This is a genomic window from Ferrimonas kyonanensis DSM 18153, assembly GCF_000425405.1.
Classification (GTDB): domain Bacteria; phylum Pseudomonadota; class Gammaproteobacteria; order Enterobacterales; family Shewanellaceae; genus Ferrimonas; species Ferrimonas kyonanensis.
The window spans coordinates 22,082-48,901 of sequence record NZ_AUDJ01000027.1 but is presented as its reverse complement, the minus strand read 5'-3'; the positions used below and the strand labels follow the sequence as shown (position 1 = coordinate 48,901).

Annotated in this window: 24 protein-coding genes and 4 tRNA genes; 18 read left to right on the top strand and 10 right to left on the bottom strand. The window is 56.7% G+C overall.

Features of this window, described 5'->3' with window-relative positions; translation table 11 throughout:
- Positions 1-15: 15 nt before the first annotated feature.
- On the bottom strand, positions 16-771 hold the full coding sequence (locus H598_RS0110145) for a Nif3-like dinuclear metal center hexameric protein (RefSeq protein ID WP_028112922.1): 756 nt from the start codon (positions 769-771) through the stop codon (positions 16-18).
- A gap of 297 nt (positions 772-1,068) precedes the next feature.
- Here H598_RS0110145 and H598_RS0110140 point away from each other — a divergent pair, with 297 nt between their 5' ends.
- The gene (locus H598_RS0110140; RefSeq protein ID WP_028112921.1) at positions 1,069-1,428 is read left to right on the top strand and encodes a hypothetical protein; all 360 of its coding nucleotides are present in this window, start codon (positions 1,069-1,071) and stop codon (positions 1,426-1,428) included.
- 126 nt (positions 1,429-1,554) lie between these two features.
- On the opposite strand, the gene rplT is transcribed toward H598_RS0110140, so the two are convergent.
- The 4 genes from rplT to thrS all read right to left on the bottom strand — a co-directional run bounded on the left by rplT (position 1,555) and on the right by thrS (position 4,700).
- Complete coding sequence (gene rplT, locus H598_RS0110135; protein ID WP_028108504.1) at positions 1,555-1,914, bottom strand: 50S ribosomal protein L20; 360 nt, start codon at positions 1,912-1,914, stop codon at positions 1,555-1,557.
- A 20-nt stretch (positions 1,915-1,934) separates the two neighbouring features.
- Complete coding sequence (gene rpmI / locus H598_RS0110130) at positions 1,935-2,132, bottom strand: 50S ribosomal protein L35 (RefSeq protein WP_028112920.1); 198 nt, start codon at positions 2,130-2,132, stop codon at positions 1,935-1,937.
- A gap of 93 nt (positions 2,133-2,225) precedes the next feature.
- Positions 2,226-2,768 carry a translation initiation factor IF-3 gene (gene infC / locus H598_RS0110125; protein WP_084144414.1) on the bottom strand — a complete coding sequence of 181 codons (543 nt, stop codon included), beginning with the start codon at positions 2,766-2,768 and terminating at the stop codon, positions 2,226-2,228.
- Positions 2,769-2,771: 3 nt separating this feature from the next.
- Positions 2,772-4,700 (bottom strand): threonine--tRNA ligase, encoded by a 1,929-nt coding sequence (gene thrS / locus H598_RS0110120; RefSeq protein WP_028112918.1) that lies wholly within the window; start codon positions 4,698-4,700, stop codon positions 2,772-2,774.
- Between the two features lie 322 nt (positions 4,701-5,022).
- Here thrS and H598_RS0110115 point away from each other — a divergent pair, with 322 nt between their 5' ends.
- Positions 5,023-5,229, top strand: coding sequence for a CPXCG motif-containing cysteine-rich protein (locus H598_RS0110115; protein ID WP_028112917.1), 207 nt, complete (start codon positions 5,023-5,025; stop codon positions 5,227-5,229).
- A gap of 6 nt (positions 5,230-5,235) precedes the next feature.
- Here H598_RS0110115 and H598_RS0110110 read toward each other — a convergent pair whose 3' ends face one another.
- Entirely contained in the window at positions 5,236-5,850 is a 615-nt protein-coding gene (locus H598_RS0110110; RefSeq protein ID WP_028112916.1) for a riboflavin synthase, read from the bottom strand.
- A gap of 37 nt (positions 5,851-5,887) precedes the next feature.
- Here H598_RS0110110 and H598_RS0110105 point away from each other — a divergent pair, with 37 nt between their 5' ends.
- From H598_RS0110105 to H598_RS0110095, 3 genes are all read left to right on the top strand, one after another.
- Entirely contained in the window at positions 5,888-7,252 is a 1,365-nt protein-coding gene (locus H598_RS0110105; RefSeq protein WP_028112915.1) for an MATE family efflux transporter, read from the top strand.
- Between the two features lie 112 nt (positions 7,253-7,364).
- A tRNA-Val gene (locus H598_RS0110100) sits at positions 7,365-7,441 on the top strand.
- Positions 7,442-7,446: 5 nt separating this feature from the next.
- Positions 7,447-7,523, top strand: a tRNA-Val gene (locus H598_RS0110095).
- A 46-nt stretch (positions 7,524-7,569) separates the two neighbouring features.
- Here H598_RS0110095 and ccoG read toward each other — a convergent pair.
- Entirely contained in the window at positions 7,570-8,985 is a 1,416-nt protein-coding gene (gene ccoG / locus H598_RS0110090; protein WP_084144413.1) for a cytochrome c oxidase accessory protein CcoG, read from the bottom strand.
- 59 nt (positions 8,986-9,044) lie between these two features.
- Here ccoG and H598_RS0110085 point away from each other — a divergent pair, with 59 nt between their 5' ends.
- The 4 genes from H598_RS0110085 to H598_RS0110070 all read left to right on the top strand — a co-directional run bounded on the left by H598_RS0110085 (position 9,045) and on the right by H598_RS0110070 (position 13,047).
- Positions 9,045-10,454: an aminotransferase-like domain-containing protein gene (locus H598_RS0110085; protein WP_028112913.1), complete on the top strand. Its 1,410-nt coding sequence runs from the start codon at positions 9,045-9,047 to the stop codon at positions 10,452-10,454.
- 150 nt (positions 10,455-10,604) lie between these two features.
- Complete coding sequence (locus tag H598_RS23970; protein WP_051252649.1) at positions 10,605-11,021, top strand: Hsp20/alpha crystallin family protein; 417 nt, start codon at positions 10,605-10,607, stop codon at positions 11,019-11,021.
- A 146-nt stretch (positions 11,022-11,167) separates the two neighbouring features.
- Positions 11,168-11,722: a type II secretion system protein gene (locus H598_RS27110; protein WP_028112912.1), complete on the top strand. Its 555-nt coding sequence runs from the start codon at positions 11,168-11,170 to the stop codon at positions 11,720-11,722.
- Positions 11,723-11,802: 80 nt separating this feature from the next.
- Positions 11,803-13,047 carry a multiheme c-type cytochrome gene (locus tag H598_RS0110070; RefSeq protein ID WP_028112911.1) on the top strand — a complete coding sequence of 415 codons (1,245 nt, stop codon included), beginning with the start codon at positions 11,803-11,805 and terminating at the stop codon, positions 13,045-13,047.
- A 54-nt stretch (positions 13,048-13,101) separates the two neighbouring features.
- On the opposite strand, the gene H598_RS0110065 is transcribed toward H598_RS0110070, so the two are convergent.
- The gene (locus H598_RS0110065; RefSeq protein ID WP_051252648.1) at positions 13,102-14,601 is read right to left on the bottom strand and encodes a flavin-containing monooxygenase; all 1,500 of its coding nucleotides are present in this window, start codon (positions 14,599-14,601) and stop codon (positions 13,102-13,104) included.
- 145 nt (positions 14,602-14,746) lie between these two features.
- Here H598_RS0110065 and H598_RS0110060 point away from each other — a divergent pair, with 145 nt between their 5' ends.
- The gene (locus tag H598_RS0110060; RefSeq protein WP_028112909.1) at positions 14,747-15,763 is read left to right on the top strand and encodes an AraC family transcriptional regulator; all 1,017 of its coding nucleotides are present in this window, start codon (positions 14,747-14,749) and stop codon (positions 15,761-15,763) included.
- A 99-nt stretch (positions 15,764-15,862) separates the two neighbouring features.
- Here the strand turns inward: H598_RS0110060 and H598_RS0110055 are convergent, their stop codons facing one another.
- Positions 15,863-16,861 carry a 2-hydroxyacid dehydrogenase gene (locus tag H598_RS0110055; RefSeq protein ID WP_028112908.1) on the bottom strand — a complete coding sequence of 333 codons (999 nt, stop codon included), beginning with the start codon at positions 16,859-16,861 and terminating at the stop codon, positions 15,863-15,865.
- A 170-nt stretch (positions 16,862-17,031) separates the two neighbouring features.
- Here H598_RS0110055 and H598_RS0110050 point away from each other — a divergent pair.
- The 8 genes from H598_RS0110050 (at position 17,032) to H598_RS23950 (ending at position 24,971) form a co-directional block, all read left to right on the top strand.
- Positions 17,032-17,108 (top strand) — tRNA-Val (locus H598_RS0110050).
- Between the two features lie 5 nt (positions 17,109-17,113).
- Positions 17,114-17,190: transfer RNA gene (locus tag H598_RS0110045), tRNA-Val, on the top strand.
- Positions 17,191-17,386: 196 nt separating this feature from the next.
- The gene (ovoA, locus tag H598_RS0110040) at positions 17,387-19,492 is read left to right on the top strand and encodes a 5-histidylcysteine sulfoxide synthase (protein WP_028112907.1); all 2,106 of its coding nucleotides are present in this window, start codon (positions 17,387-17,389) and stop codon (positions 19,490-19,492) included.
- A 94-nt stretch (positions 19,493-19,586) separates the two neighbouring features.
- Positions 19,587-21,665 carry a UvrD-helicase domain-containing protein gene (locus H598_RS23965; RefSeq protein WP_051252647.1) on the top strand — a complete coding sequence of 693 codons (2,079 nt, stop codon included), beginning with the start codon at positions 19,587-19,589 and terminating at the stop codon, positions 21,663-21,665.
- 70 nt (positions 21,666-21,735) lie between these two features.
- Positions 21,736-22,410 carry a 5-oxoprolinase subunit B family protein gene (locus H598_RS23960; protein WP_051252646.1) on the top strand — a complete coding sequence of 225 codons (675 nt, stop codon included), beginning with the start codon at positions 21,736-21,738 and terminating at the stop codon, positions 22,408-22,410.
- Positions 22,403-23,323, top strand: coding sequence for a 5-oxoprolinase subunit C family protein (locus H598_RS0110025; protein ID WP_028112906.1), 921 nt, complete (start codon positions 22,403-22,405; stop codon positions 23,321-23,323). The genes H598_RS23960 and H598_RS0110025 overlap by 8 nt, the downstream gene beginning before the upstream one ends.
- Positions 23,313-24,050, top strand: coding sequence for a 5-oxoprolinase subunit PxpA (pxpA, locus tag H598_RS23955; RefSeq protein WP_051252645.1), 738 nt, complete (start codon positions 23,313-23,315; stop codon positions 24,048-24,050). The genes H598_RS0110025 and pxpA overlap by 11 nt, the downstream gene beginning before the upstream one ends.
- A 60-nt stretch (positions 24,051-24,110) precedes the next feature.
- Positions 24,111-24,971 carry a BrxR family helix-turn-helix transcriptional regulator gene (locus tag H598_RS23950; protein WP_035415788.1) on the top strand — a complete coding sequence of 287 codons (861 nt, stop codon included), beginning with the start codon at positions 24,111-24,113 and terminating at the stop codon, positions 24,969-24,971.
- 1 nt (position 24,972) lies between these two features.
- Here H598_RS23950 and dauA read toward each other — a convergent pair whose 3' ends face one another.
- Positions 24,973-26,694 (bottom strand): C4-dicarboxylic acid transporter DauA, encoded by a 1,722-nt coding sequence (gene dauA / locus H598_RS0110010; RefSeq protein ID WP_028112905.1) that lies wholly within the window; start codon positions 26,692-26,694, stop codon positions 24,973-24,975.
- Between the last annotated feature and the right edge of the window lie 126 nt (positions 26,695-26,820).

The window sequence follows — 26,820 nt, the reverse complement described above, 5'->3', positions numbered from 1 at the left end:
GTGCTGCTGGTGCCGTTAGACCGGATTATCGGTGTCCACAAAGCTGATCTGAAGATTAAACTCGTTCGCCAGGTGGCTGCCCAGTGCCTGAATGCCGCCTCGCTCGGTCGCATGGTGCCCGGCAGCAAAGTAATCGATGCCTTGCTCGGTAGCGCTGTAATAGGTGCGCTCAGAGACCTCTCCGGACAGGTACCCATCCAGGCCACGAGCCGCGGCCAGGTCGATGTAATCCTGAGCACCGCCGCTGCAAATACCCAGGCTGCTGATGAGCCGATCGTGGCCCTTGATGTGCAACGGCGCTCGCCCCAGAACGGTTTCGATGCGCTTGGCCAACTCTTGGCCACTGACGGGCGGGTCCAATCGAGCACAGACCGCAACCGAGTGCTCATTACCCGCTTCCATGGGGCCGGTGATGGTCAGGCCCAGGGCTTTAGCCAACTGGGCGTTATTACCCAGGGTCGGGTGAATATCCAATGGCAAGTGGTAGCCCACCAGGTTGATGTCGTTCACCAACAGTGCCCGCAGGCGCTTGTGTTTCATGCCGGTGATCTCCGGTGCCTCCCCCTTCCAGAAATAACCATGGTGCACCAGTACCATGTCGGCGTTTAGCGCCACCGCCCGGTCGATGACCGACTGACTGGCGGTCACCGCCGTCACGATGTGCTGAATCTCCTCGCGCCCTTCGACCTGCAGGCCGTTGGGGGCGTAATCTTTCACGTTCCAGGGTTGGAGTAAGCCTTCCAGGTGGGCCAGCAGTTGAGTGCGTTTCATGGGATCTCTCGTTGAGTGTACGGCAGGCATACAGTGTAACCGGACTGAAAGGGATTGCCACTGTTTAGGCGCTGCGGAATTAGAATTGAGCCCGGTTGCAGAATAAGTGAAATTGAGCTCGTTCCTTTAGTTTTAAAGGCATCAGCCGCTCTTTTAACCAACTTAGGTAATAACCCGTTTCGCTCTCAGTTTTGATGCGTTTTTACTGCAAAAATTAGACAAATAGCTGCAGAATCGGTATAAAGACTAGCTTTAATACCGGCCCGAGTCGGCTTAATGACAAAGGTTTAATAACACATGTCCAAATTAAACAAGGAAGAGGTACTGCAGCAATTTAACGATGCGTACCTTAAGAAACATGGCAAAGCCGCTACCATCGAGCAGAAAGGCAGCTGGTTCAAAGTTGATGGTGGCAAGTCACTGCGACTGGGCGACCTGGCTGATCTGGCTCAGGAACTGAGCTCCGGCGCAGCAGAAGCTGAAGTAGCAGCGCCTGCAGAGAAAGCGCCAGCCAAGAAGACTGTGGCCAAGAAAGCCGCACCAAAAGCCAAACCCCAAGCGGTTAAAAGTGGCAACGGCGGTTTGTCTCCCAAGCAACTTTGGGCACAAAAGCTGGCTTCAAATAAGGGCAATGCCCTGCCCCGCGGCCAACGCTAAAATAGCGATTTGGTAAATAAAAAGGCCAGCTTATGCTGGCCTTTTTATTTGGCGGCTTATGACGATTTTCTGCCGCCAATAAAAAAGGGACCCTAGGGTCCCTTTTTCCTGACAGGTAAGCAGTGCTTACTTAGCCAGAGCCTCTTTCGCTTTTTCGACCAGGGCAGTAAATACTACCTTGTCGAATACTGCGATATCGGCCAGGATCTTACGATCGATCTCAACAGACGCCTTCTTCAGACCGTTAATGAAACGGCTGTAAGACATGCCGTTCTGACGAGCAGCAGCGTTGATACGGGCGATCCACAGCTGACGGAACTGACGCTTTTTCTGGCGACGGTCACGGTAAGCGTATTGACCAGCCTTGGTAACAGCTTGAACTGCTACGCGATAGACACGACTGCGGGCACCGTAGTAGCCTTTAGCCTGCTTGAGTACTTTCTTGTGACGAGCACGAGCGGTAACACCGCGTTTTACACGAGCCATTTTTTAACTCTCCTTCCCAATTAAGCGTACGGCAGCATGGTTTTGATCTGAGCAACGTCAGACTTAGCAACCATCTGTTTGGAGCGCAAATGACGCTTACGCTTAGTAGACTTCTTGGTCAGGATGTGACGCAGGTGTGACTGCTTGCGCTTGAAACCGCCGGAGGCAGTTTTCTTAAAACGCTTAGCGGCACCCTTATTGGATTTCAGCTTAGGCATTTGAAACTCCGCATTGTTAATAAAAAAATAGAACTGCAAGGCGAACAAAATCAGCCCGGTCAGCGACCGAGCTGATTTAATTACTTGGAAGCCTTACTGTTTCTTCTTTGGTGCGAGGACCATCACCGCTTGGCGACCTTCCACTTTAGGGAAAGCCTCGACCACTGCAATCTCTGCCAAATCGTCTTTAATACGGTTCAACAGTTTGATGCCGAGATCCTGGTGGGCCATTTCGCGACCACGGAAACGCAGCGTAACTTTCGCTTTGTCTCCATCTTCCAAGAAGCGAGTCAGGTTGCGTAGTTTTACCTGATAATCGCCATCATCGGTTCCAGGACGGAATTTAACTTCCTTAACCTGAATCCGCTTGGTCTTTTTACGCTGTTCCTTTTGGTTTTTAGCCTGTTCGTAAAGGAACTTACCGTAGTCCATAATCCGGCAAACCGGTGGCTCCGCATTTGGACTGATCTCTACCAGATCCAAACCGGCTTCTTGAGCAAGTTCCGCGGCCTCACGACCTGAAACGATACCTGCTTGCTCACCATCAACACCAATCAGACGAACTTCACGAGCGCGAATTTCACCATTGATTCGAGTTTGGTCCTTGGCCGGACCTTGCTTCTTTCCGCCTTTTATAGCTTATTCCTCCAGCAATTGCAGACTACGGTCACTGACTTCATCTGTGATGCGGGCAATCAAGTCTTCGACTTTAAATTTACCCAAGTCAGCGCCATCGCGTGTACGCACTGCCACTTCGCCGTTTTCGACTTCTTTGTCACCAACGACCAATAAATAAGGCGTGCGCTTTAAAGTATGTTCGCGAATTTTAAAGCCAATCTTCTCGTTTCTCAAGTCCGCTTTCACTCTAATTCCAGCATTTTTGAGAGCTTCTGCGACTTTTTGAACATATTCTGATTGTTTGTCAGTAATGTTCATGACGACGGCCTGTGTCGGAGCCAGCCAAGTCGGGAATCGACCGGCGTACTCTTCAATCAAAATTCCGATAAAACGTTCCAGAGAGCCCAGAATGGCGCGGTGAATCATCACCGGCGTTTTACGGCTGTTATCTTCAGCAACGTAGCTGGCACCCAAACGCTCAGGAAGAGCGAAGTCTAACTGAATGGTGCCGCACTGCCAAGCTCTATCCAGACAATCGTGCAAAGTAAATTCAATCTTTGGACCATAGAACGCCCCTTCGCCTGGCTGCAGCTCGTAGGCGATGTCATTGGCTTTCAGAGCATCCATCAGGCCTTGTTCGGCCCGATCCCACATCTCGTCGGTTCCTACCCGCTGTTCCGGGCGGGTCGACAGCTTAACGGCGATGCTGGCAAAACCAAAGGTTTCGTAGGTGTCGTACACCATGCGGATGCAATCGGTCACCTCAGCTTGCACCTGTTCTTCGGTACAGAAGATGTGAGCGTCATCCTGGGTAAATCCACGAACCCGCATCAGGCCGTGCAGCGCGCCAGATGGCTCGTTGCGGTGGCAGCAACCAAATTCGGCCATTCGCAGCGGCAGGTCGCGATAGGATTTCAGACCCTGGTTGAAGATCTGCACGTGACCGGGGCAGTTCATCGGTTTGATGGCGTATTCGCGCTTCTCAGACTCGGTGGTGAACATGTTGTCGGCGTACTTGTCCCAGTGGCCGGACTTCTCCCACAGCACCCGGTCCATCATCAGCGGGCCTTTGACCTCCTGATAGGTGAACTCGGACAGTTTGCTACGGACAAACTTTTCCAGTTCCAGGTAGACGTTCCAGCCATCGTTGTGCCAGAACACCATGCCCGGCGCTTCTTCCTGCCAGTGGAACAGATCCAGCGCCTTACCGATTTTACGGTGGTCGCGCTTGGCGGCTTCTTCCAGGCGGTTCAGGTGCGCTTTAAGCTGCTTCTTATCGGCCCAGGCGGTACCGTAGATGCGTTGCAGCATCTTGTTGTCGGAGTTACCGCGCCAGTAGGCACCGGCAACGTTCATCAGCTTAAAGTGGTGACAGTGCTTCATGTTCGGCACGTGAGGGCCGCGGCACATGTCGATGTACTCTTCGTGATGGTAGAGCCCTGGCTTGTCATCGCGGCTGACGTTTTCATCGAGAATCTCGATTTTGTAGGTCTCGCCGCGCGCTTCAAAGGTATCGCGCGCTTCCTGCCAGCTGACTTTCTTCTTAATGACGTCGTAGTTGGTCTTGGCCAGAGTCTGCATCCGCTTTTCCAGCGCATCCAGATCTTCCTGGGTCAACTTCTGCTCCAGATCGATGTCGTAGTAAAAGCCATTGTCGATGGTCGGACCGATGGCCATCTTGGCTTCGGGCCACATCTGCTTAATGGCGTGACCCAGCAGGTGAGCACAGGAGTGACGAATGATTTCCAGACCATCTTCATCCTTGGCGGTGATGATGGACAGCTCGCTGTCTTCGGTCATCACTTCACAGGCATCGACACGCTCGCCATTGATGCGACCGGCCACACAGGCTTTCGCCAGGCCAGGACCAATGTCCAGGGCCACATCCATGACAGAAACAGGGTTGTCGAATTGACGTTGACTACCGTCAGGCAGGGTAATTACAGGCATAGGACTCTCCACAGTGGTGATCCACACAAAAGATCACATGTTTGAATAGTAAAATAAGGCGGCAATTCCGTGAGTTATCCGATGCGTCTGGTATCTACCTTACGGGGTAAACAGAGCAGCGCAGTGCAACCCAGGGTGCCGGCGAAAGCGTAGTATAGGAATCTGAAGGTGGGTTTACAAACCCTTTAGCTTGCCAAACCTTGATTTACCGGCAGTTTCGTCCTCCGCCAGTGCGAAAGTACGCCACAAAGCGTCGATTGTGCGGTGGAGGTGGCGGCTATGGCTTACACTTGCGAAAGGAGCCACAGACGGGAGTACGGCCATGCGAACCGATGCCTTCTACAAAAGCATTCAGTGTCCGCACTGCGGATCTCAGACCTCGGTGTCGGTGGACGCCAGTGGTGGCGATCAGGAGTATTACGAAGATTGTCAGGCCTGCTGCAATGCCATCCACTTGCAGTTGTGGATCGACGAGCAAAAACAGTCACTAAAGCTGTTCGTCGACGGTGACGACGAACAGCTGTATTAACTCGGTTCAGCTCAGGCCGCGCTGGGACAGCACCCGCTCAACGGTGTCGACGATCGCCTGTGTCTGGCTGTCGATTTCAATATTGAGTTCATCGCCGACTCGGCGCTCACCCAGGGTAGTCACCGCCAGGGTCTCGGGAATAAGGTGAATGTCAAAGCCATCCTCTTTGGTGTTGCCGACCGTCAGGCTGCAGCCATCGATGGCGACAAAGCCTTTATGCAGAATGTACTTCATCCAGCTGGAATCCACTGCCAGGCTGAAGGTGCAGTTGGTGTCGGTCTTGTCGATGGCGGTGATGCGGGCCAGGGTGTGAACGTGACCGGACACCACATGGCCGCCGACCTCCTTTCCGAATACCAGGGAACGCTCGATATTGACGTGGTCGCCGGCGCCGAGATCCTTAAGATTGGTGACCCTAAGTGTCTCTTCCATTACATCAAAAAAGACTTTATCATCATCCAGTTCAGTAACGGTCAAACACACACCGTTGTGGGCCACGCTGGCGCCCACCACCAATTCCTTTCTGAAGGCCTCAGGTATCTGTACTGCAAAAGTACGTAGTCTATCCTTCTCAGTAATGGCCGCTACTCGCGCTTTGGTCTGAACAATTCCAGTAAACATATAACTCCAATAATTCAGTCGTACCGGACCGTACAATATGCACAGTCGCCTCTATCAGGTAAAAAGCCTTATACGCCTAGCTCTACCCGTTCTCGCCGCTCAACTGGCTCAGACCATGATGGGTTTTATCGATACCGTCATGGCTGGTCGGGTCAGTGCCTCCGACATGGCCGCGGTGGCCATCGGCACCAGCATCTGGCTACCGACCATCTTATTCTTCGCCGGCATATTAATGGCGTTGACCCCTATGGTGGCGCATCTGCATGGCGCCAAGCAAGAACAGAAAATTCGTCCGCTGGTCCACCAGGGAATCTACATGGCCCTGCTGTGCGGTGTGATCGCTATGGGGGTTTTCAGCCAGGCTAACTGGGTTTTAGCACAGATGGATCTGGAACCGCAGCTGTTTGCGCTCAGTCAGGGCTACATTGAAGCGGTTTTGTGGGGTGCCCCGCCCTTTTTGCTGTTTCAGGTGTTAAGAAATTTCAGTGAAGGCCTGTCCTGGACCCTGCCATCGATGATCATCGGTTTCATCGGCCTGGCGGTGAACATTCCTGCCAACTACGTCATGATCTACGGTCACCTGGGCTTTCCCGCCATGGGCGGCGCTGGCTGTGGCGTGGCCACGGCCATTGTGTTCTGGGCGATGTTCCTGTCGATGGCCGCCTATGTGGCCTGGGCCAAGAAATTCCGTCACATGAAGATGTTCAGCCAATGGGGCAAGGTGGACGGTGACACTCAAAAAGCGATTTTTGGTCTGGGCTTGCCCATTGCCCTGGCGTTGTTCTTCGAGGTAACGCTGTTTGCCATTGTCGCCGTGGCCATCGCGCCGCTGGGGGCGATCACCGTTGCCGGCCACCAGGTCGCCGCCAACTTCTCCGGGTTGGTGTTCATGCTGCCGCTGGCCCTGGGCATGGCGGTCACCATTCGTGTCGGTTACTACCTGGGCCAGGATAAGCCCGAGACTGCGGCGTTAGTGGCGCGGCTTGGCCTGCAGGTCGGCCTGGTCATCGCCTTGATCACCGCCAGTTTCACTGTCCTCGCCCGGGATGCGATTGCGCAGCTGTACAGCTCGGATCCGGCGGTATTGCTGTTGGCCGGTCAGCTGATGTTCCTGTGTGCCATCTATCAGTTCTCCGATACGGTACAGGTAGTGGCTGCGGCCAGTTTACGAGGCTATAAAGACACCACCGCCCTGCTGTGGATCTCACTGTTTTCCTACTGGGGCGTGGGGTTGTCCACCGGCCTGGTGCTGGGACTGACCGACTGGCTGGTCGCCCCCATGGGCGCCGCCGGATTCTGGATCGGATTCATCAGTGGCCTGTCTACCGCCGCTCTGTTATTGAAATGGCGCTTGGTGGTGATTCAACGGCGGCTGCGGTTGGCGGCCGAGTTAGCACACTGATGCAAATTCGACCTTTCGAGGACAATGTTTAGTCAAACAGACACTTAACCTGAACATTGGGGTTGTCAATGACCGCGTCTACCCCTAGTATCTAGCCATCGCTTAGCGAGATGCGTCTGTAACTCAGCTGGTTAGAGTGTCACCTTGACATGGTGGAAGTCGGTGGTTCGAGTCCACTCAGACGCACCAGCGATACAACCGTAGCTCAGTTGGTTAGAGCACTACCTTGACATGGTAGGGGTCGGTGGTTCAAATCCACTCGGTTGTACCACATTCCGAAAGCCCGCACAGAGATGTGCGGGCTTTTTTGTTGCCGGTTAGCCGGCATAGAAGCTGGATTTGCGGAACAGGTGCTCGCCGGTTTTGACATCCACGACCACGAATCGAATTGGAGTTTGCCCCTTTTGGGCGTCTTCCGTCAGCGCCACGGTCAGCACGTGGGTCTGGTGTTGCCCCGGGGCCACCGTCATGTAGGCCTCCCCTTCGATGCTCAGTCCGTAGACGCCCTGAACGATGATGCCGTAGGTTCGCGGCTGCTGAGTTTTGTTAAGCGCCTTAAATTTGTAGGTATTCTCAGCAAAGCCCTGATTGTTGATCCGGTACAGGGCCTGACGATCACGAATCACATTGACCTCAAAACTGGTTCGGGCGTTGGCCCAGGCCATGATGGCCACCACCGTCAGCAAGACCCCGACCCCGTAGCCCAGATAGCCGCTAACGGAACGCCCGCCCTTGCGCGACGAGGTGAATCGAATCAGGCCTCTGGCATAGTTAAAGCGCGCCATGGTCTGATCACAGGCGTCGATGCACAGGCCACAACTGATGCAGGGATACTGTAGCCCGTCTCGAATGTCGATGCCCACCGGGCATACCTGAACGCACAGATCACAGTCGACGCAATCCCCCTGCGAGGCAGACGGTTTCTGGCCCCGCTTCCTTGGACCTCGAGACTCTCCACGAGCGGCGTCGTAGGCGAGCAAACGGGTATTGTCATCGAACATCGCCGATTGGAATCGCGCGTAAGGGCAGATGTGCTGGCACACCTTATCCCGTAACCACCCGGCGTTAACATAGGTGCACAGTGTGAAAAAACCTACCCACGCCTGCACGGTTAACGAAGCATCCAAACTGAAAAAGGCCGGATACAACTCAGACACCGGCACGAAATAGGACACAAAGGTCAGACCGGAAGCCAGTGACAAGGCCAGCCACAAAGCGTGCTTGACCCCCTTCTTGGCAAGCTTTTGGCCACTCCAGGGCTGAGCGTCCAAGGCTCGGCTGTGGCTGTGAGAACCTTCGACTCGGCGTTCGAGCCAGTTAAACATCAGGGTCCACACCGTTTGTGGGCAACTGAACCCGCACCAGATGCGACCGTACAACTTGGTGGCAGTAAACAGCAAGAACGCGGCCAGAATGAACAGCAACGCCACGATCATGAGATCCTGGGGGAACAGAGACAGCGAAAACAGATCCAATCGCTGCTGAGCCAGATCGATCAGTATCGCCTGATGACCCTGATACTGCAGCAGCGGCAGCAGCATAAACAGACCGATGAGGCCGACATTCAAGCCCCGGCGTATCCGTTGCAGCCTGCCCTGTTGCTCTCTGATGTAGATTTTGCCCTCGGAGACACCGCTCCTGAAAATAATCCTTTGATTTGACGTGGGTAAGGGTTTCACTGTGACTCCAGAAAGTGCTGAACCTGGCGAGAGTGTACTGACCCTGCTTGTCATTCATAGATACAACAAAATAAAATATAATAGGTACAGATTGAACGCCTCGAGGCATCAGCATGTCCAAGTTTCTGTACCAACAACTGGCCAGCTCACTGAGTGAACGCATCCACTCTGCAGAGTGGTTGCCCGGCGATCGGCTGCCGTCGATTCGACAACTTAGCCAGCAGCATCGAGTTGCCAAAATTTCGGTTCAAAAGGCGCTGCACGCCCTGGAAGCGGCCGGCCTGGTGGAGGCCAGGCCCCGCAGCGGCTATTTTGTCGCCCAGCGTCAACACGTCACCGTGGCAACTCACGCCCACTTTGTGCAAAAGCCACCGCAGTTGATCCAGGTGCCCGAGATCTTCCATGAAATCATGGCTCGCAGCGCCGCATTTGACTTGTGCCCCTGGGCGTCGCTGCCAGAACCTCAACCCAGCCTGGAGCGTCTCAATCGCCACCTTGGACGCGCCATGCGCCAGCAGCCCAAGCAAAAAGCGTTCTACTACACCGGGCCAGAAGGCAATCCGGCACTGAGGCAACAGATACACAGCCATTATCGCAGTCGTCAGTGTGCCCTTGACGTCAATGAAATCTGCATCACCTCTGGCTGTCAAAACAGCTTGTTTCTGGCATTGATGAGTTGCTGTGAGCCCGGGGACGTGGTGGCCGTGGAGAGTCCGGCGTTTTATGGGGTGCTGCAACTGCTGCAGCAATTAAAACTCAAAGTGGTTGAGGTGCCCGCGTCCCCTACCCTGGGACTCAGTGCCGATGCCCTGCAACCGGTGTTGCAACAATGGGACGTTAAAGCCTGCGTGGTTACCCCCAATTACGCCACGCCGACCGGGGCCTGCATGCCTGCAGCGGAAAAGCGCCGGCTGGTTGAGTTGACCCAAAGCCACGATTTCACCCTGATCGAAGACGACATCTACGGTGACCTTGGCTTTCATTTCCAACCAGAACCGCTGAAACGATTTGACACTCACGGCCGCGTCATTCTGTGCAGCTCATTTTCAAAGTCGCTGTCACGGGATTTGCGCATTGGTTGGATCAGCGGCGGCCGCCACCATGATCGCATCGTGCACCTGAAACTGATCAATCAGCTGGCCAGTGGCCAGGCGTTGCAGGAGGGGCTGGCCAGTTTTATGGCTGAGGGGCATTTTAAGCGTCACCTGGTTCACCAGCGGCAACAGCTAAAGCACAACCGGGATCGCCTGCTGGCGGTATTGAACCAGCAGTGGCAGGTGCCGTTTCGCTGCACCCAACCTGAAGGCGGCATGTCGCTGTGGATCGAACTGGCACCAGAACAAGACACCAAAGCCCACTACCAGAGCCTGCTCAGAAACAACATCGTCATTACACCCGGCGCCCTGTTTTCTGCCAATGGTCAATATGCTCACTATCTCAGGCTGAGTTTTGCCCACTCGCCGCAGGGGCCCCGTTACGATGCGCTGATGCAACTGAACCGGGCGTTTTCGAATCCCGGCTGACTCGACAACTCCGTGATCTTGATCACGATCAATGTGGCGCGGAGTTTTACCCGCGGGGCGAAACCGCGAGCGTAAAATAAGCAATGAGGAATCACAGCGGCGGTAGCCGGCGCATTGCTGGCATCGCCCATGGACTGACAGGAGGAGAATATGAATCTGTTTCCCCGTGACTCTTTGTTTGACTTCTGGCCACTGATGGAACGCCGACGCGAACACAGTGATGAGGCCGTTAATTCCCTTGGTATGCCACGTATCGACATTGTCGAACAACAAGGCCACTACCTGCTCAGCGCCGACTTACCCGGCGTGAAAAAAGAAGACGTGGCCATCACCCTGGCCGATGGCGTACTGCGCATCGAGGCTCGTCGTCGTCAGCAACATCAAGTCGAAGACAACCATTTTATTCGAAAAGAACGTCATGAAGGGGTGTTTATCCGCAACATCGAGGTGGGTGATGGCCTCACGGTTGCCGACATCGACGCCCATTTCGATAACGGCGTGCTGTCGCTGACCCTGCCAAAACTGGAACCCAAGCAAACGGTACCGGATCGGGTTGAAGTGCACTAGTGATAGTCACCTATAAAGGGCTGCTCAGGCAGCCTTTATTTCTTTCAGGCGTTTAAAAAACAGTGATCTGCATGGGTGACAGCGGCTACGAACAGGTCTAAAATTCGAGCCCTTACTCTAAAGTCAGATTTCTGTTCGAGGCGCCAATGTTAGTCCGCCGTCCTAGCCGCGGTTTTACCCTGATTGAACTGGTGGCAGTGATCATCGTTCTGGCCATTTTGGCCGTGACTGCCCTTCCCCGTCTCACCAGCCTGACTCCGGAAGCTCACCAGGCGGTGTATCAAACCGCCTTTTCCGACTTCAGGGCTGCCGTGAAGCTGTATCACAGTGGCTGGCTGACCAACGGCACCCAGGCCGCCGTTACCAACCTTGCCAGTTTTGGTGACGGCAATGTCGACAGTAACGAGCAAGGCTTTCCCGCCGGCACCAATTACAACGGCACCCTGACCGGCACCAACTGCGGCGAACTGTGGTCCGGTTTGCTGAACTCCGACCTGGAGACCCGAACCGCCTCCAACGGCAGTTTCGATGGCGACACCAGCACTCCGATAAAATACTGGTATCGCTCAGGCCCCTCTGCCTGTTACTACATTTACGTGGGTGAAAAAAACACCACCGGTGTTGACCTGCCGACACTGACCTACACCCTTGAGACGGGTGAGACCGAGATTGGAATGTCATCGTACAGCAACGGCAGTTAGGGCGATAAAATACCCGCACTTTTATCAGGGTCAACTAAGCTGATTAGGGTTTAGTTGGCCCTTTTGCTTTGGAGGCGGGTATGCGCATCCTATTTGCCCTTGTGTGTTCGCTATTGACCGGCCTGGTACTGGCACAGGAGAGTTGTGAGTCTTGCCATGCCAAGGTAACACCACTGATCGTCGAGGACTGGAAGAACAGCCGACACTTTGACAACGAAATCGGCTGCGATCTGTGTCACGAAGGCGATCACAGCAGTGCCGATGACGTCGGTAACCTCAGTACCATTACCGCCGATACCTGTGGCGCATGCCATGGCGAACGGTTAGAGCAGTTTTCCAAAGGCAAGCACGCCCTCTCCTGGGCGTCGGTCAATGCCATGCCCACCACCCACGCGCTTCCGATGGCCCTGAATCAGGGGATGAAAGGCTGCACCGGCTGCCACAAGCTGGGGCTGAAGAGCGACGAAGAGATCGCAGCCCTGAAGCAGGCTGGCAGCCAGTTTGGCCACGCATCCTGCGATGCCTGCCACACCCGTCACACCTTTTCGGTGAAAGAAGCGCGCCAACCTCAGGCCTGCCAAACCTGCCACATGGGGTTTGATCATCCACAGTGGGAGATGTGGTCGTCGTCCAAGCACGGGGTCCGCTACCTGTTGAAACAAAACGGCACCCTGCCGGAATCTACCCCCGCGCCAACCTGTCAGACCTGCCATATGGTCGATGGTGACCACGAAGTCCGCACCGCCTGGGGTTTCCTGGCCGTTCGCCTGCCGTTGTCCGACGACCCCCAGTGGCAAGCCGATCAGATCACCATTTTGCAGGCATTGGGAGTGCTGGATAGCAAAGGCGAGCCGACACCACGTCTGGAGGTGGTTAAGGCCGCCGATGTGGCCAGGTTGACCAAGGAAGACTTCGATCGCGAACGCAACAAGATGCTCAAGGTGTGCGGTGACTGCCACTCCGCTAATTTTGCCAAAGCTGAGCTGGATAAGGCCGACGCCCTGATTCGGGATCTGGACCACCTGCTGGCCGAGGGGATTCGGGAAATTGCCGCCCTGTACCAGGAAGGGGTATTGACCAAGCCCGAGTCTTACGCCGAGGCGTTCCCGGATCTGCTGACCTTCCATGATGCCCCCACCAGTATCGAACAAACGCTGTTTGAGATGCACCTGAAACATCGAATGCGCGGTTTCCAGGGGGCGTTTCATGCCAACCCGGACTACGCATTGTGGTATGGCTGGAGCGAGATGGTCAGGGACTTGCAGGAGATCAGGGAGAAAGCCGAAGAGATGCGCCGCAGCCACGGACAGGCCAAGGCCCAGTAATCACTGGCATGCCCGGCGACCGCATACCGATGCGGTCGCCGGGCAACGATTAGACTAGCCGTTACCGTACCGGTGCAACCGCAGATGATCCATCTGCGGCGCAGCCATCTCATCGACCCAGCGTTGCCAACTGAACGGCCACATGGCCGGATCACCGTCCTTATCCAGATACCAGCTTTGACACCCTCCTAACCAGACGGTGCCTTTCATGCCGGCTTTCAGGCTTTGGTTAAACGCCTCCATGGCGCTGGTGCGGGCACTGACGGCATCAAACCGGCGTTGTTGCCATTGTTGAATCAACTGCAGCAGGTAGTTCACCTGGACTTCACTCATGGCGATGACGGAGAAGTTGCCAATGGGCGTGTTGGGCCCCAGCATCAAAAACAGATTGGGAAAACCGGGGATCAACAGCGAACGGTAGGCCTGAACTTTATGGCGCCATTGCTGTTCTATGGTCACGCCCCCCTCGCCGATGACCACCATGGGTCGCATAAATTCAAAGGGGCGAAAACCGGTGGCCAGTATCAAGGTATCCAGTCGGTGCAATTTGCCGTCGTCGGTGACCACCCCCTTGGGCACCACTTTGCGGATGGCGGCGGTTTCCAGGCTCACCGTATCGCGCTGCACGGCGCGATAGAACTCGGAATTAATGATCAACCGTTTGCAACCGACGGTGTAATCCGGGGTCAATTTGCGCCGCAATACCGGGTCTCGCACACTGAATCGCAGGTTAAGCTTACACAGGGTCGATATGATCCAGTGGGGAACCTTGCGACCGATAACCGCCTTTGAAAACAGGTGACTCAGCAGCAACTGGTGGCTCCAGCGTACCAGGCGTTGCAGCGGTGGCAGCCGCCGCAGCGCCAGTCTCGTTGTCGGGCCAAAACCCGGGTTACTCAGCCTCATGATCCATTGCGGCGTGCGCTGAAACACGCTGATGTGCTGAGACCGGTCGGCCAGCGCCGGAATCAGCTGACAGGCGGTGGAGCCGGTACCGATCACTCCGACCCGGGTGCCGTCCACCGGTGCCGATTGTGGCCAACGGGCAGTATGAAAACAGGCGCCCTCAAAAGAATCCAGTCCGGGTATGTTGGGGTAGCAGGGATGATGCAGAATACCGGTGGCACAGACAAAAAAGTCGGCCTGGTAGGTGTGACCGCAGTCGGTTTTTAAGTGCCAGCGTCCGCGGCGGTATTCACTGTGAACCAGTTGCTGGTTAAACCGGGTTACCGTCCCCAGACCATAGGTGTGAAACACTCGCTCAAAATACGCCTGAATCTCTTCACCGCTGGCAAAACGGCGCTGCCAATCCGGGTTCGGTGCAAAGGAGTAACTGTAGAAGTGCGACGGCACATCACAGGCCACACCAGGATAGCGATTCTCACGCCAGGTACCGCCCACGCTCGAGCGCTTTTCCAGGATCAGCAGATCGCGGATTCCCGCCTGCCGAAGCGTGATGGCGGTCAGAATGCCGGTCATGCCCGCCCCGGCAATGACCACCCGAGGCTGCCTCTGTTCACCAGTGGTGTGCGGTTTGGTGCCACCTTGAGTCATGATTGTCCCTTTTGGCCAGAGCCGGTTTCAGTTCACAAACGGGTACCAAAGCTAACCGGTGGTCGCCGGGATTGGAATGGTCACTGCGGTCGGCCATTGTGATTATCGGCCAAAGCAACTAGGGTAATGGAGTCAAGGAGGACACATGGACAGTGTTAAAGCGATTCGAAACGCCATCGACGCGGTTGCGCCCCTGGGGCTGAATATTGACCTGATGCTGCGCAACGTCGGTCTGACGGCCCAAGATCTTGAGAATGAGACTACCCCTATCTCGCGGTGGCAACACGTGGATTTCTACCGTCAACTGGCTGAGAAGTCACACGATCCGGGCATCGGCCTCAAACTGGGACAGGGGTTTCGTATCGAGAGTTACGGGGTGCTCGGCTATGCCATCTTGGCGGCACCGGATTTTCGTGCCGCTCTCAATGTGGTCTGCAAATACGCCAACCTTACTTTTACCTTGTTTGATTTCGATTTTCTCAGCGATGACCAGGCGATAAAGTTGCGCCTTCACGGCCAGCCGCTGAATGAACAGCGATTGCATCAGATTTTCTCCGATCGGGATCTGGCGGCCATCAAGCAGGTGGCGGATGGGCTGTTCGGGCCTGACTTTGCCCCAATCGCGGTAAAACTCAATCACCGCGGCAGCGAGGACACTGTCGACTACCAGGCTCATTTTGGCTGCCCGGTGTCCTTTGATCACCACTGCAACGAGATGTGGTTTAGCCTGGCATGGCTGGATCGGCCCATGCCGGATCGGGATCAAGTGGCCTTTGCCGATTGCCTGGCCCGGTGCCAGGCCCAAAGCCTGACGCTGGCCAACAATGATCTGGCCGCCCGAATCGACGCTCACCTGAAACGGCAGCCGTTTCAAATGCCAACAGCGTCGCAGATGGCGTCGATGTTGGGCATTGCCGAGCGCACCATGCGGCGACGATTGGCACAACATAAGCTCAGCTACCGCCAACTGCTGAATCGGCACCGCGTCGAACAGGCGCGTGAGATGTTAAGGCAAGGAGAGCGAGTCGACGACATCGCCGACCGCCTCGGCTACAGCGAAACGGCCAATTTTTCCAACGCCTTTAAGCGCTATAGCGGCGAAAGCCCGACCCATTACCGCCAGCGTCATTCCCCGACCCGGCTGCGCCGAACTGAGCCATAGGCCGTGCACGCTTTCAGGTAGCCGATAACCGTCACAGCCATAAAAAGCAAACAAAAAAGCGAGGCGCCAGGCCTCGCTCGTGGTCTCGGTGTTACCGGGTTAGAACACCTCGTTGCCGGTGGTCTCGCCCTTCATGTACGCCTTGATGTTGCCCAGGGTGGTCTCGGCAATCTGATCCAGCGCCAGGTCGGTGAAATACCCCTGGTGACCGGTTACCAGCACGTTCGGGTAGCTCAGCAGCAGCCCGAACACATCGTCGTGAATGACCTGACCGGACAGATCACGGAAGAACAGATCCCCTTCCAGCTCGTACACATCCAGGCCCAGATAGCCCAACTTACCGCTTTTGAGCGCCTCAATGGCGTCAGAAGCATTCACCAACGCCCCCCTGGAGGTGTTGATCAACATAACGCCTGGCTTCATCTTGGCGAAGGCGTCGCGATTGATCATATGATTGCTCTCCGGCGTCAGCGGACAGTGGAGGCTGATGACGTCGGATTGTTCATACAAAGTATCCAGATCCACATAGGTGGCGCCGAGTTCGGTAACCACATCGGTTGGATAGGGGTCGTGACACAGGATCTTACAGCCAAACCCACTCAAGGCTCGAATGGTAGCCTGGCCAATTTTACCGGTACCGATGATGCCGACGGTTTTGCTGGACAGGTTGAACCCCAGCAATCCCTCCAGGTTAAAGTTGTGTTCACGAATTCGAGAGTACGCTTTGTGCAGTTTACGGTTGAGACACAGCAACATGGCCACCGCATGTTCGGCTACGGATTCCGGCGAATAGCCTGGTACCCGGCTGACCACAAAGCCGCGACGTTTGGCTTCTTCCAGATCGATGTTGTTGAAGCCAGCGCAGCGCAGCGCGATCATCTTGATGTTGGCTTTGTCCAGCTGTGACAGCACATCAACATCAACCATGTCATTCACGAAACAGGAGATCGCATCGTAGCCCTCCACCAATTTTGCAGTATTGGCGGTCAACTGGGTTTTGTAAAAGTCCAGCTCGAAACCATAGTTGCTGTTGGCGGCGTTCATGGAATCCTTGTCATAGGATTTACTGCTGAACACGGCAATACGGGCTTTGGTCATTTTGGGGTCCTCGGGTGCAATGGAATACGCTTATTATGGCCCATATCACACCGTCGCAGTGCGCAGGGATTAAGCGGTCAGCCATTTCAGTTTTAATTTTACTTGCCATGCTACCCTGCTCTCATTAGTATTACGACCCGTTCGGTACTGCTTGGTCAGTATTTGACTATACACCTGTAGCTCAGCTGGTTAGAGCACCACCTTGACATGGTGGGGGTCGGTGGTTCGAGTCCACTCAGGTGTACCAAATTCGCGTCTGTAACTCAGCTGGTTAGAGTGTCACCTTGACATGGTGGAAGTCGGTGGTTCGAGTCCACTCAGACGCACCAAATTGCAAAAAGCCCGTCCTTGAGACGGGCTTTTTGCGTCTATAGCCTCACTTTTCTGATCCCCAAGCCGCTTTTTCCGTAGTCTGCTATTCGGCCACTGTCATGGCACTGTCTCATCGGTGCGTCATCCTCTGCCCCGGGGCCAGCCTCGACTTTGGCTACACTGTATTGACTACAAAAGAAAAACGGACTGCTAATGATGAAACGGAATGCTCAGACCCTGTCCCTTTCCGGAACCGACACCAACGTAAAACGCCAGGAGCTCAGTGACTATTTCCGCACCACCTGGGCGTTGTACGAATCCCTGTTTGAAGTCATCAACAACGATGACGCGTTTTACCTCAAGCCAGAGCCACTAAGACACCCATTGGTGTTTTACTTCGGCCATACCGCCACCTTCTTTATCAACAAATTGACCCTGGCAAAATGGCTACCGCAGCGAATTAACCCAAAGTTTGAGTCGATGTTTGCCGTTGGCGTAGACGAGATGTCCTGGGACGATCTGGACGAGCGCCACTATCAGTGGCCGCGGGTACAAGAGGTTCGCCGTTACCGAGAGCAGGTAAAAGACACCCTGCTGCATTTCATCGACACCATGCCCTTGACCCTGCCCATCACTCCGGACTCTCCGGCCTGGGTGATTCTGATGGGCATCGAACACGAGCGCATTCACCTAGAAACCTCGTCGGTGATCATCCGGCAGTTGTCGCTCGAACACATCAGCCCTCACCCTCAGTGGCCGGCCTGCCCGTTGACCGGCATCGCCCCGGACAATCCGATGATCAGAGTCGAGGGCGGTCCCCTGACACAGGGCCGGGGCCCCCAGCGCGACAGCTATGGCTGGGACAACGAGTATGGTTGTCAGCAAGTGCAACTGGAGTCGTTCCAGGTGTCCCGTTTTCTGGTTTCCAACCAGGAGTTTCTGGAATTCGTCCAGTCAGACGGTTACCTGCAACAGCAACACTGGTGCGACGAAGGCCAGGCCTGGCTGAAATTCACCGCCGCGCGCCACCCCAGGTTCTGGCAGCGCCAGGGAGAGCAATGGCTGCAACGCAACCTCACCGAGCTGGTGCCCTTGCCGATGAACTGGCCGGTTGAGGTGAATCAGCTCGAAGCCAAGGCGTTTTGTAACTGGAAGGCGGCCCGGCTGCAGCAACCTCTGCGTCTGCCCACCGAGGCGGAATGGCAGAAGCTGCGACAGGGCCTGGAAGACAACAACCCCAACTGGTCGACGATTCCCGGTAACCTGTTGCTGGATAAGTGGGCCTCCTCCTGCCCGGTGGACCTGTTCGACCACAATGGCATTTTCGATGTGGTGGGGAATGTCTGGCAATGGACCGAAACCGCCATCGACGGTTTCAGTGGCTTTGAAGTTCACCCGCTCTACGACGACTTTTCCACCCCCACGTTCGACGGCAAACATACCCTGATGAAAGGCGGCTCCTGGATCTCCACCGGCAACGAAGCCCTGGCCGATTCCCGTTACGCCTTTCGTCGTCACTTCTATCAACATGCGGGGTTTCGCTACGTGATCTCTCATCAGCCAGTGTCCGACACTCAGTACACCAACACCTATGAAACCGACGCCCTCATCGCCCAGTATCTGGAGTTTCATTACGGCCCCACCTACTTCGACGTGGCAAACTTCCCCCAGACCGTCGTCAATCTGATCACTCCCCATATTCGGCAACAGCGCAGAGCGCTGGACATCGGCTGCTCCGTTGGTCGAGCCAGCCTGGAGTTGTCCCGTCGCTTCGAGCACGTCGATGGCATCGACTTCTCGGCTCGGTTCATTCAGCAGGCCTATGAGTTACTGCAGCGGGGTGAGAAACGCTACACCGTTGCCTGCGAGGGGGATCTGGTGGACTACAAGCAGGTCACCCTGAGTCAACTGGACTTCGTCGAGGCACCGGCCAATGTCCGCTTTGTTCAAGGCGACGCCTGCAACCTCAAACCCCAGTTTGATGGCTATGACCTGGTGTTGGCGTCAAACCTAATCGATCGTCTGGCCAATCCGAGGCAGTTTCTCAATGCCATTCCGGCCCGCATCAATGACGACGGCCTGTTGGTGATCGTCAGCCCTTACACCTGGCTGGAAGAGTTTACCCCCAGGGAACAGTGGTTAGGTGGGCTCAAGGTGGATGGCGAAAACTACACCACCGACCAGGCATTGCAGGAGATTCTTGGTCATCGGTTTGAGTTGTTGCAACAACACCAGGTGCCGTTCGTCATTCGGGAAACGGCACGAAAATTCCAGCACACCCTGGCTCAAATGAGCATCTGGCGAAAAATTAGCAACTAACTGGGGAGTTAGTCGGCAGTTACCCGGTCAGGCATTGCACCCTGGCCGGGGTTAGGGTGTAATTCCCGCCCCTGTTCGTGACCGCCTGACTGCCATGTTGCCCCTCAAACGTACACTTTTAGGACGCCTGCTGTCGCTGTCGTCACTGGAGATCCACGCCGATACGGCAGGGTTAACTCTGGTTCAGGGCAAACGTCGCCAGCAACTGCAATGGCAACAGATAACCCGCCCAGTACAACTGGACAGTGGCCTGCTTTTTACCAGTGCACGGATTGAGGCGGATAACGCCGAGCAGCGCCATTTTTGGCTGTCGAAACGTCAGGCTCAGGCCTGGCTGACTGCCACCAACGCCCTGTGGTTGTCGGCCCGGGCACCATTGCTAAAACGCCAGGCTGCCTCTCTGACCGCCTGTCTGCAATCGGGGTACATGCCCTGCTCCCGCTGGCAGCAACTGGTTGCCGACGCCGCCGAGATGCGAGCGATGTGGCCGGACAGCCTCAGCAAGGACGATCTGGCATTGGAATACCACGGCGACCTTGGCCTGATCCAGCAGTTGTCAGACGCCAGTCCGGCTACGTTACGGGCGCTGCGCCAACACAGTGTCGACACCGAATGCCGTCGTTACCAGGCGCTGTTTGATACCATCGAATCCAGCCCGCTGACCCCCAAACAGCGCATCGCCTGCGTGACCCACAATGATCATAACCTGGTGATTGCCGGTGCCGGTAGCGGCAAGACCTCAACCCTGATCGGCCGCGTCGCCTACCTGCTGGAAAGCGGCCAGGCCCGGGCCGAAGAGATCGTGATCCTGGCCTACGGCAAACAAGCGGCGCAAGAGCTGTCCGAGCGGCTGGCCAAGCGACTTGGGCAACGGGCCAAGGCCGTGACCTGCACCACTTTTCATGCCTTGGGGCTGGCCATTATTCGCCAGACCAGCGAGGCCCCCCCGACGCTGTCGCCACTGGCCGGCAGCGCCTCTTTACGACAGTCCTTTGTGTCCGAGCAGATCAGTACTCGCCTGAAACAGGTCGAGTTCAAACGCGCGACGGTAAAAGTACTGGAGTCGGATCCCAGCCTGCACCCAAATGCCGGCGTATTGCCGCTTTACCGGCAGCTGAAAAACCGCGGTTTGGATCTCAACGCCCGTTTGTTATTTTGGCAGCAGCAAGGCGCGGTTAAACGGTTGCTGACTCTGTTGGCCGATCTGCTGCTGGAGTTCAAGGGGCATCGTGGCCGGTTGGGCTCGGTGAGCCGGCGGGAACTCGACCTGTTGACCCCCTTGCTAATTCCACTGCTGGAGGCCTACAACCGCCAACTTCGGCTCAATAATGAGATCGATTACATCGACATGATCGATCAGGCCCATCGGGCCGTTCGCAGCGGCCGATTTACCAGTCAGTGGCGTCATCTGCTGGTGGATGAATTTCAGGACATCTCCCGTGCTCGGGCCATGTTGCTACGCAGTCTCAGCCGTAACGCCCGCAGCCTGTTTGCCGTCGGCGACGACTGGCAGTCCATCTATCGGTTCAGCGGCAGTGACGTCAGCCTGATGACGGGCTTCAGTGACTTTTTCGGCCCCACCTCCACCACCTTGTTGGATAAGACGTTTCGCTTTGACGATCACCTCAACCGGCTGGCGAGCGCCTTCATCAGTAAAAATCCGGCCCAGTTGCCAAAAACCATGACGACCCACAAGCGAGCGACCGCCCCGTCGCTGACCTTGGTGTCAAATCAACAACCGCTGACCGAGCTGGTTCAGGCCATCGCCTCGCGGGTGAAATCGGGCCAAAGTGTCTATTTCCTGGCCCGATTTAAATTTCAGCTGCCCGATGCCAACAGCCTGGCAGCCCTGGCAAAGCAGTTCCCCCAACTGCATTTTCGTTGCGACAGCGTTCACGCCAGCAAAGGCCGCCAAGCCGACATTGTGGTGCTGTTGATTCCGGCGGGTGACCAACACGGTTTTCCTCCGAGCCGCCGTAGCCACCCCGCCAAAGAGGCGATGCTGGCAGCAGCAGAGTCCTACCCCCACGCCGAGGAGCGGCGCCTGTTCTACGTTGCCCTCACTCGAGCCAGCGACCACCTGTACCTGGTGACCGACCCCGTCAACCCCGGGCCCTTTGTGACGGAACTGCGGGAACTGATGGAAACTCCACCAAAACCAACGGCTAATTGATTGTAAATTAGACTTCTTACCTGTGCGTTGATAGGGTCATACTTAGGCCCTATCAATCGGACAGCTGCCCATGGAACGGTGTGACTACAGCCTGACAGTCGAGCCACTCAGTGAACTGCACCTGCTGATCCGCTGGGCACAGCCGGTGGTCCCGTCCCATCAGCGATGGTGTCAGTTGAGTCTCATCAACCTGGCAGAGACGCTGCGGGCGCACCCCTGGGTTGCCGAAGCCGTCGCCGGCGACCAGAGCCTGGCCATCGAATGCACCTACCCCGGCTGCCAAAGCCGTGTTGAGGACTTACTTGCAGGCGAACTTGCCCTGTGTCCGTCGCCCTCCGCCTCGCAACGCTCCCACCTCATTGAAGTCCGTTACGGTGGCGAATGGGGGCCGGATCTGGCCTGGGTAGCCCAGCAGTGCGGCTGTGATCAACAGACGCTGATTCGGCGTCACACCCAAGGCAAATACTGGGCCGCCTTCGTGGGCTTTCAGCCCGGATTTGCCTACCTGGAGGGACTGGATCCCAAACTGCAACTGCCGAGGCGCCCGACCCCTAGGCTGCGGGTAGAACCCGGCAGTGTGGCCCTGGCCAGCCATTACTGCGCCGTCTACCCGGCGGCCTCCCCCGGTGGCTGGCACATCATCGGCCGAACCGATCTGACGCTGTTTTCTGCCTCACAGACGCCGCCGGCGCGGATTCAACCGGGCGATGAGGTGCGGTTCATACAGGCAAGCCATCATGATTAACATCCTCAGCGCCGGACCACTGGTTACCCTTCAAGACCGGGGGCGTCATGGTTTGCGTCATCTGGGCGTTACCACCGCCGGCGCCATGGACAGCATCGCCTTTGAAGCCGCCAATGCGGTCGCCGGAAACCGTCGTCCGCTCACCGCACTGGAGATTCCGCCGGTGTCGCTTGAGCTGGAGTCGGACTCCCCGTTGGCGATCGCCTACAGTGGACCGGCTCACACCCTGTGCTGCGACGCCGAAGGGCATCGGCAGTCCTGGTATCCGAATTGGCGTTATTCACTCGAACCCGGACAGCGGCTTAGGCTTTCACCTAGCGGTCAAGGCATGTACGGCTACCTGGCCGTCGCCGGCGGGGTCGAGGTGGCGCCGCAGCTAGGCAGTGTTGCCACCGACCTGCAAGCCGGCATCGGCGGGCTCAATGGCCGGGCGCTTCAGGCCGGTGATCGATTGCCGGTTGGCCCATCGCCGCCCCACCCGCCTCGCCACCGGGGCATTCGGGTTCCCGGCTATGACGCCACCTTAAGGTTTATCCCCTGCTCCAGGCTGGCGGAGAACACGCCGTCGCGCTTCGACTGCCGACTCTCCTCCAGCGTCAGCAGAATGGGAGTGCGGCTGCAATGCCAGAGTGGTTTGCCTTCGGGCTATGGCGATGCGTCGGTTGGGGTGTTTGCCGGGGCGATTCAACGGCCTTCAGACGATACCGCCATCATACTGACCGCAGACTGCCAGACTACCGGTGGCTACCCACTGCTCGGCTATTTGGCCAGGGCAGATCTGCCGAAGCTGGTGCAGTTGGTTCCCGGTCAAGCCTGTTGCCTCAGCGCCATTACCTCGGCGCAAGCGGCGGTGGCTCTGGCAAAACACCAGCACTGGCGTCATCAGCTACTATGGGGGTTGTATGCATCTTGATATCAATGTCGACATCGGTGAAGGCTTTCCTTTCGATGAATCGCTGCTGCCCTGGGTCAGTTCTGCCAGCATCGCCTGCGGAGGCCATGCCGGCAACCGAACGACCATGGAGGAAACCGTGCGTTTGTGTGTCAAACACCGAATCCGCATCGGCGCTCATCCGTCCTTTCCCGATCGGGCTAACTTTGGTCGCCAGCCGATGGCCATGGATGCCACCGAATTGCAGCTCAGCTTAGCGCAACAAATCGGTCATCTGGAGCAGATCTGCCGCAGCCATCAGGTGGCGCTGCACTACGTAAAGCCCCACGGTGCGCTGTACAACCTGGCGGCCTTTGACGATGAATTGGCCGGTGTATTATGCCGAGCGATTATTGCCGGCAAGCGGCCCCTGACCCTGATGGGCTTGTCTGGAAGCCGGTTGCTTACCGAGGCACAGCGCTTCGGACTGCCGACGCTGGCAGAGGCGTTTATTGATCGCCGCTATCAGGATGACGGCACCCTGGTGAGTCGTCACCAGGACAACGCCATCCTCACGGAGCCGACTGAGATTGTGACGCAACTGGAGCACCTGGCGGTAAAGGGACAGGTTCAATCTCAGTCGGGTCGACTGATTCCGCTGCGGGTGGACAGCCTGTGCCTGCACGGTGACGACCCGGAAGCATTGAACCGGGCGATGCTGGCGCATCAATATCTCACGGATTTGGGGTTTTCAATAGCTTGTGATTGATTTTCAGCATGTGTCGCCTTTATAGTCACATCTATGAACAGGCCTTATTGAATCAATACGATGGACCGACAACAAATCAAATGGGATCAGCAACTGCGATTTCGCCACATCGAGATCATCGCCCTGTGGGAGGGCCGCCTGACCACCAAACACCTGTGCCAGAGTTTCGGCATGGGCCGGCAACAAGCCTCCAGAGACATTAACCGCTACCTGAGTCTGGCGCCGACGGCCTTGAAATACGATACTCGACTCAAAGGCTACAAGCCCAGCGCCTATTTCAAACCCAGGTTCAGTCAAGGCGAATTTGGTGAGTACCTGCAGTTGCTGGCGGAACAGCAACTGCTGCAGCGCAGTGGTTTCGAATTGTTGGCCCTGAACCGGGCTGCCACCGAGTTGGTGGCCATGCCCGAGCGCTATGTGGATCCTGCCGTGGTGCGGCTGTTGCTGACGGCGGCAAAGGGAGCAACCCGGGTTAAAGTCCAGTACGCCTCCATCGCCACCGGCCAGGTCAACGAACGCCTGTTCGTTCCGCACACCCTGGTGCACGACGGCTTTCGCTGGCATTTACGCGGCTATTGCGAACAGCACAAACGCTATCTGGATTTGGTACTGAGCCGAATTCGAGGCGTGCCCAAGCTGTTGTACCGAAGCGAGCAGGGGCAACAATGCGACGTAGAGTGGAATCAGTGGCTGACGCTGACCATTGAGCCCAACCCCATTTTCTCGGCGGCGCAGCAGGAGGTCATTGCCATCGATTACGGCATGGAAGCGGGCAGCTTAAGCATCACCTGTCGTAAAGCCCTGGCAGACTACCATCTGCGCCGGTTGCAGATCTCCACCCCGATTCAAGGTTTTGATCCCAACAGTCAGTTACTGGTCGTGAGTGACCGTCGGCCGGTGCCAGCACCGGCCGACTCCTGAATCAGCGCCGGGTTGCGCAAGCGGCATTTACCGCATCAGACAGCACCGGCATAAAGGTCAGTACGCCGTCGATGGGGCTGACCCCGGCCTTGGCCAATGCCTTCATCGGCTGAAACTGCAAGTCGGTAATCACCAGGCGGGTGCCGTTAAGGCGGCACTCCTCAACCAAGCGGTTCAATGCCGACAACCCACCGGCATCGAGGACCGATACCCCGTTCATAAACAAGATCACCCCGGTTTTGCCTCTGGATTGCAGTCGAATCTCGGCAAAGATGCGATCGGCGGCGGCAAAAAACAATGGCCCGTTGATCTTCAGGGCGATCCAATCCGCGGGTAGAGGTTGCTCCACGTAGCGGCGGTTGTCACTCAAGTCGTGCAACCGGGTCATCTCGGCAATCTCTTTCATAAACAGCAATGCCGCTAACACCATGCCGGCGCTGATGGCGACCACCATATCGAAGGCCACCGTCAGCAAGAAGCAGCACAACAGCACCAGCACATCGCTGCCGGGCGCCCGCCGCATCAGTGCCAGCGCTTTGGGCGCTTCACTCATGTTCCAGGCCACCACCAGCAGCAGCGCGGCCATCGCCGGCATCGGCAAATAAGACAGGGCTTTGGATAGCCCTAACAGTGCCAGCAGCACCAGCAGGCTGTGCACCACGGCCGACACCGGACTGATGGCGCCGGCTTTGACATTGGCCGCAGAGCGGGCGATGGCAGCGGTTGCCGGGATGCCGCCAAACAACGGCGCGATCAGGTTACCGATCCCCTGCCCCAGCAATTCGCTGTTGGCACTGTGGCGACTGTTGGTCATGCCGTCCACCACCACCGCACACAGCAGCGACTCGATGGCCCCCAACATGGCGATGGCCATGGCGGAGGGCAACAACGACTGAATCAGTGACCAACTGATGGCGGTGTCATCGCCGCCCCGGTGCCAGGGCCAGTCCAGCGTCGGAGGCACAGGGGGAATGCCCTGACCCAGGCTGCCATCGGCATTCAGGTAGTGAAAGCGACTGCCGATGGTTTCAATGCCCATGCCGGCCTGATTCAACCACCAGCACACCAGGGTCGCCAGCAACACCGCTGGCAGATGCGCCGGAACCGGCAGTTTGAGTTTTGGCCACAGCAACATGACCACCAATGTCAGCGCGCCAACGGCCAGGCTTGGCAGGTGCAATTGAGGCAATGCCGTCGCCAATGACACCACTTTTTGACCGAAGCCATGAGGCAGTTCGCTCAGGTTAAGGCCAAAAAAGTCATTTAACTGCAAGGTGGCGATGACCACCGCAATGCCGGAAGTGAACCCCAGGGTGACAGATTCGGGTATGTACTGAATCAATCGACCCAGCCGCAGCAGCGCCATGATGATCAGGATAAGGCCAGACATCATGGTGGCCACCAACAAGCCGGTGAGGCCGTACTGCTGCGAGATGGGAGCCAGCAACACCACAAAGGCCGCCGTCGGCCCGCTGATGCTGTAGCGGCATCCCCCGGTCAGTGCAATGACGATGCCGGCTACGATGGCGGTGTACAAACCGTACTGCGGCGCCACCCCACTGGCGATGGCCAACGCCATGGACAGAGGAATCGCGATAATGCCGACCGTGAGCCCAGCCAGCAGATCGCGGCTGACCTGACGGCGGCCATAGGGAGAAGAGACACAGGCATCCATAAACGCATGCCCCAGCCTGAGAGAGAACAGGTGAGTTCGATGTGACACAGTTGCTTCCAATGAGGAAACCCGTTACCCCTTGCGGCGCCGGTCATGACAGCGAGCAGGGCAAATAAACGGGCGAAGTACCAGAAAGGCCGATTAGTGTAATCCCTGCGACCCTACCCCATTGTG

What these genes read in the sequence shown, in the direction of transcription:
- H598_RS0110145 (WP_028112922.1), bottom strand. Translation starts at nt 771, where the DNA reads ATGAAACGCACTCAACTGCTGGCCCACCTGGAAGGCTTACTCCAACCC.
- H598_RS0110140 (WP_028112921.1), top strand. Translation starts at nt 1,069, where the DNA reads ATGTCCAAATTAAACAAGGAAGAGGTACTGCAGCAATTTAACGATGCG.
- rplT (WP_028108504.1), bottom strand. Translation starts at nt 1,914, where the DNA reads ATGGCTCGTGTAAAACGCGGTGTTACCGCTCGTGCTCGTCACAAGAAA.
- rpmI (WP_028112920.1), bottom strand. Translation starts at nt 2,132, where the DNA reads ATGCCTAAGCTGAAATCCAATAAGGGTGCCGCTAAGCGTTTTAAGAAA.
- thrS (WP_028112918.1), bottom strand. Translation starts at nt 4,700, where the DNA reads ATGCCTGTAATTACCCTGCCTGACGGTAGTCAACGTCAATTCGACAAC.
- H598_RS0110115 (WP_028112917.1), top strand. Translation starts at nt 5,023, where the DNA reads ATGCGAACCGATGCCTTCTACAAAAGCATTCAGTGTCCGCACTGCGGA.
- H598_RS0110110 (WP_028112916.1), bottom strand. Translation starts at nt 5,850, where the DNA reads ATGTTTACTGGAATTGTTCAGACCAAAGCGCGAGTAGCGGCCATTACT.
- H598_RS0110105 (WP_028112915.1), top strand. Translation starts at nt 5,888, where the DNA reads ATGCACAGTCGCCTCTATCAGGTAAAAAGCCTTATACGCCTAGCTCTA.
- ccoG (WP_084144413.1), bottom strand. Translation starts at nt 8,985, where the DNA reads ATGACAAGCAGGGTCAGTACACTCTCGCCAGGTTCAGCACTTTCTGGA.
- H598_RS0110085 (WP_028112913.1), top strand. Translation starts at nt 9,045, where the DNA reads ATGTCCAAGTTTCTGTACCAACAACTGGCCAGCTCACTGAGTGAACGC.
- H598_RS23970 (WP_051252649.1), top strand. Translation starts at nt 10,605, where the DNA reads ATGAATCTGTTTCCCCGTGACTCTTTGTTTGACTTCTGGCCACTGATG.
- H598_RS27110 (WP_028112912.1), top strand. Translation starts at nt 11,168, where the DNA reads ATGTTAGTCCGCCGTCCTAGCCGCGGTTTTACCCTGATTGAACTGGTG.
- H598_RS0110070 (WP_028112911.1), top strand. Translation starts at nt 11,803, where the DNA reads ATGCGCATCCTATTTGCCCTTGTGTGTTCGCTATTGACCGGCCTGGTA.
- H598_RS0110065 (WP_051252648.1), bottom strand. Translation starts at nt 14,601, where the DNA reads ATGACTCAAGGTGGCACCAAACCGCACACCACTGGTGAACAGAGGCAG.
- H598_RS0110060 (WP_028112909.1), top strand. Translation starts at nt 14,747, where the DNA reads ATGGACAGTGTTAAAGCGATTCGAAACGCCATCGACGCGGTTGCGCCC.
- H598_RS0110055 (WP_028112908.1), bottom strand. Translation starts at nt 16,861, where the DNA reads ATGACCAAAGCCCGTATTGCCGTGTTCAGCAGTAAATCCTATGACAAG.
- ovoA (WP_028112907.1), top strand. Translation starts at nt 17,387, where the DNA reads ATGATGAAACGGAATGCTCAGACCCTGTCCCTTTCCGGAACCGACACC.
- H598_RS23965 (WP_051252647.1), top strand. Translation starts at nt 19,587, where the DNA reads ATGTTGCCCCTCAAACGTACACTTTTAGGACGCCTGCTGTCGCTGTCG.
- H598_RS23960 (WP_051252646.1), top strand. Translation starts at nt 21,736, where the DNA reads ATGGAACGGTGTGACTACAGCCTGACAGTCGAGCCACTCAGTGAACTG.
- H598_RS0110025 (WP_028112906.1), top strand. Translation starts at nt 22,403, where the DNA reads ATGATTAACATCCTCAGCGCCGGACCACTGGTTACCCTTCAAGACCGG.
- pxpA (WP_051252645.1), top strand. Translation starts at nt 23,313, where the DNA reads ATGCATCTTGATATCAATGTCGACATCGGTGAAGGCTTTCCTTTCGAT.
- H598_RS23950 (WP_035415788.1), top strand. Translation starts at nt 24,111, where the DNA reads ATGGACCGACAACAAATCAAATGGGATCAGCAACTGCGATTTCGCCAC.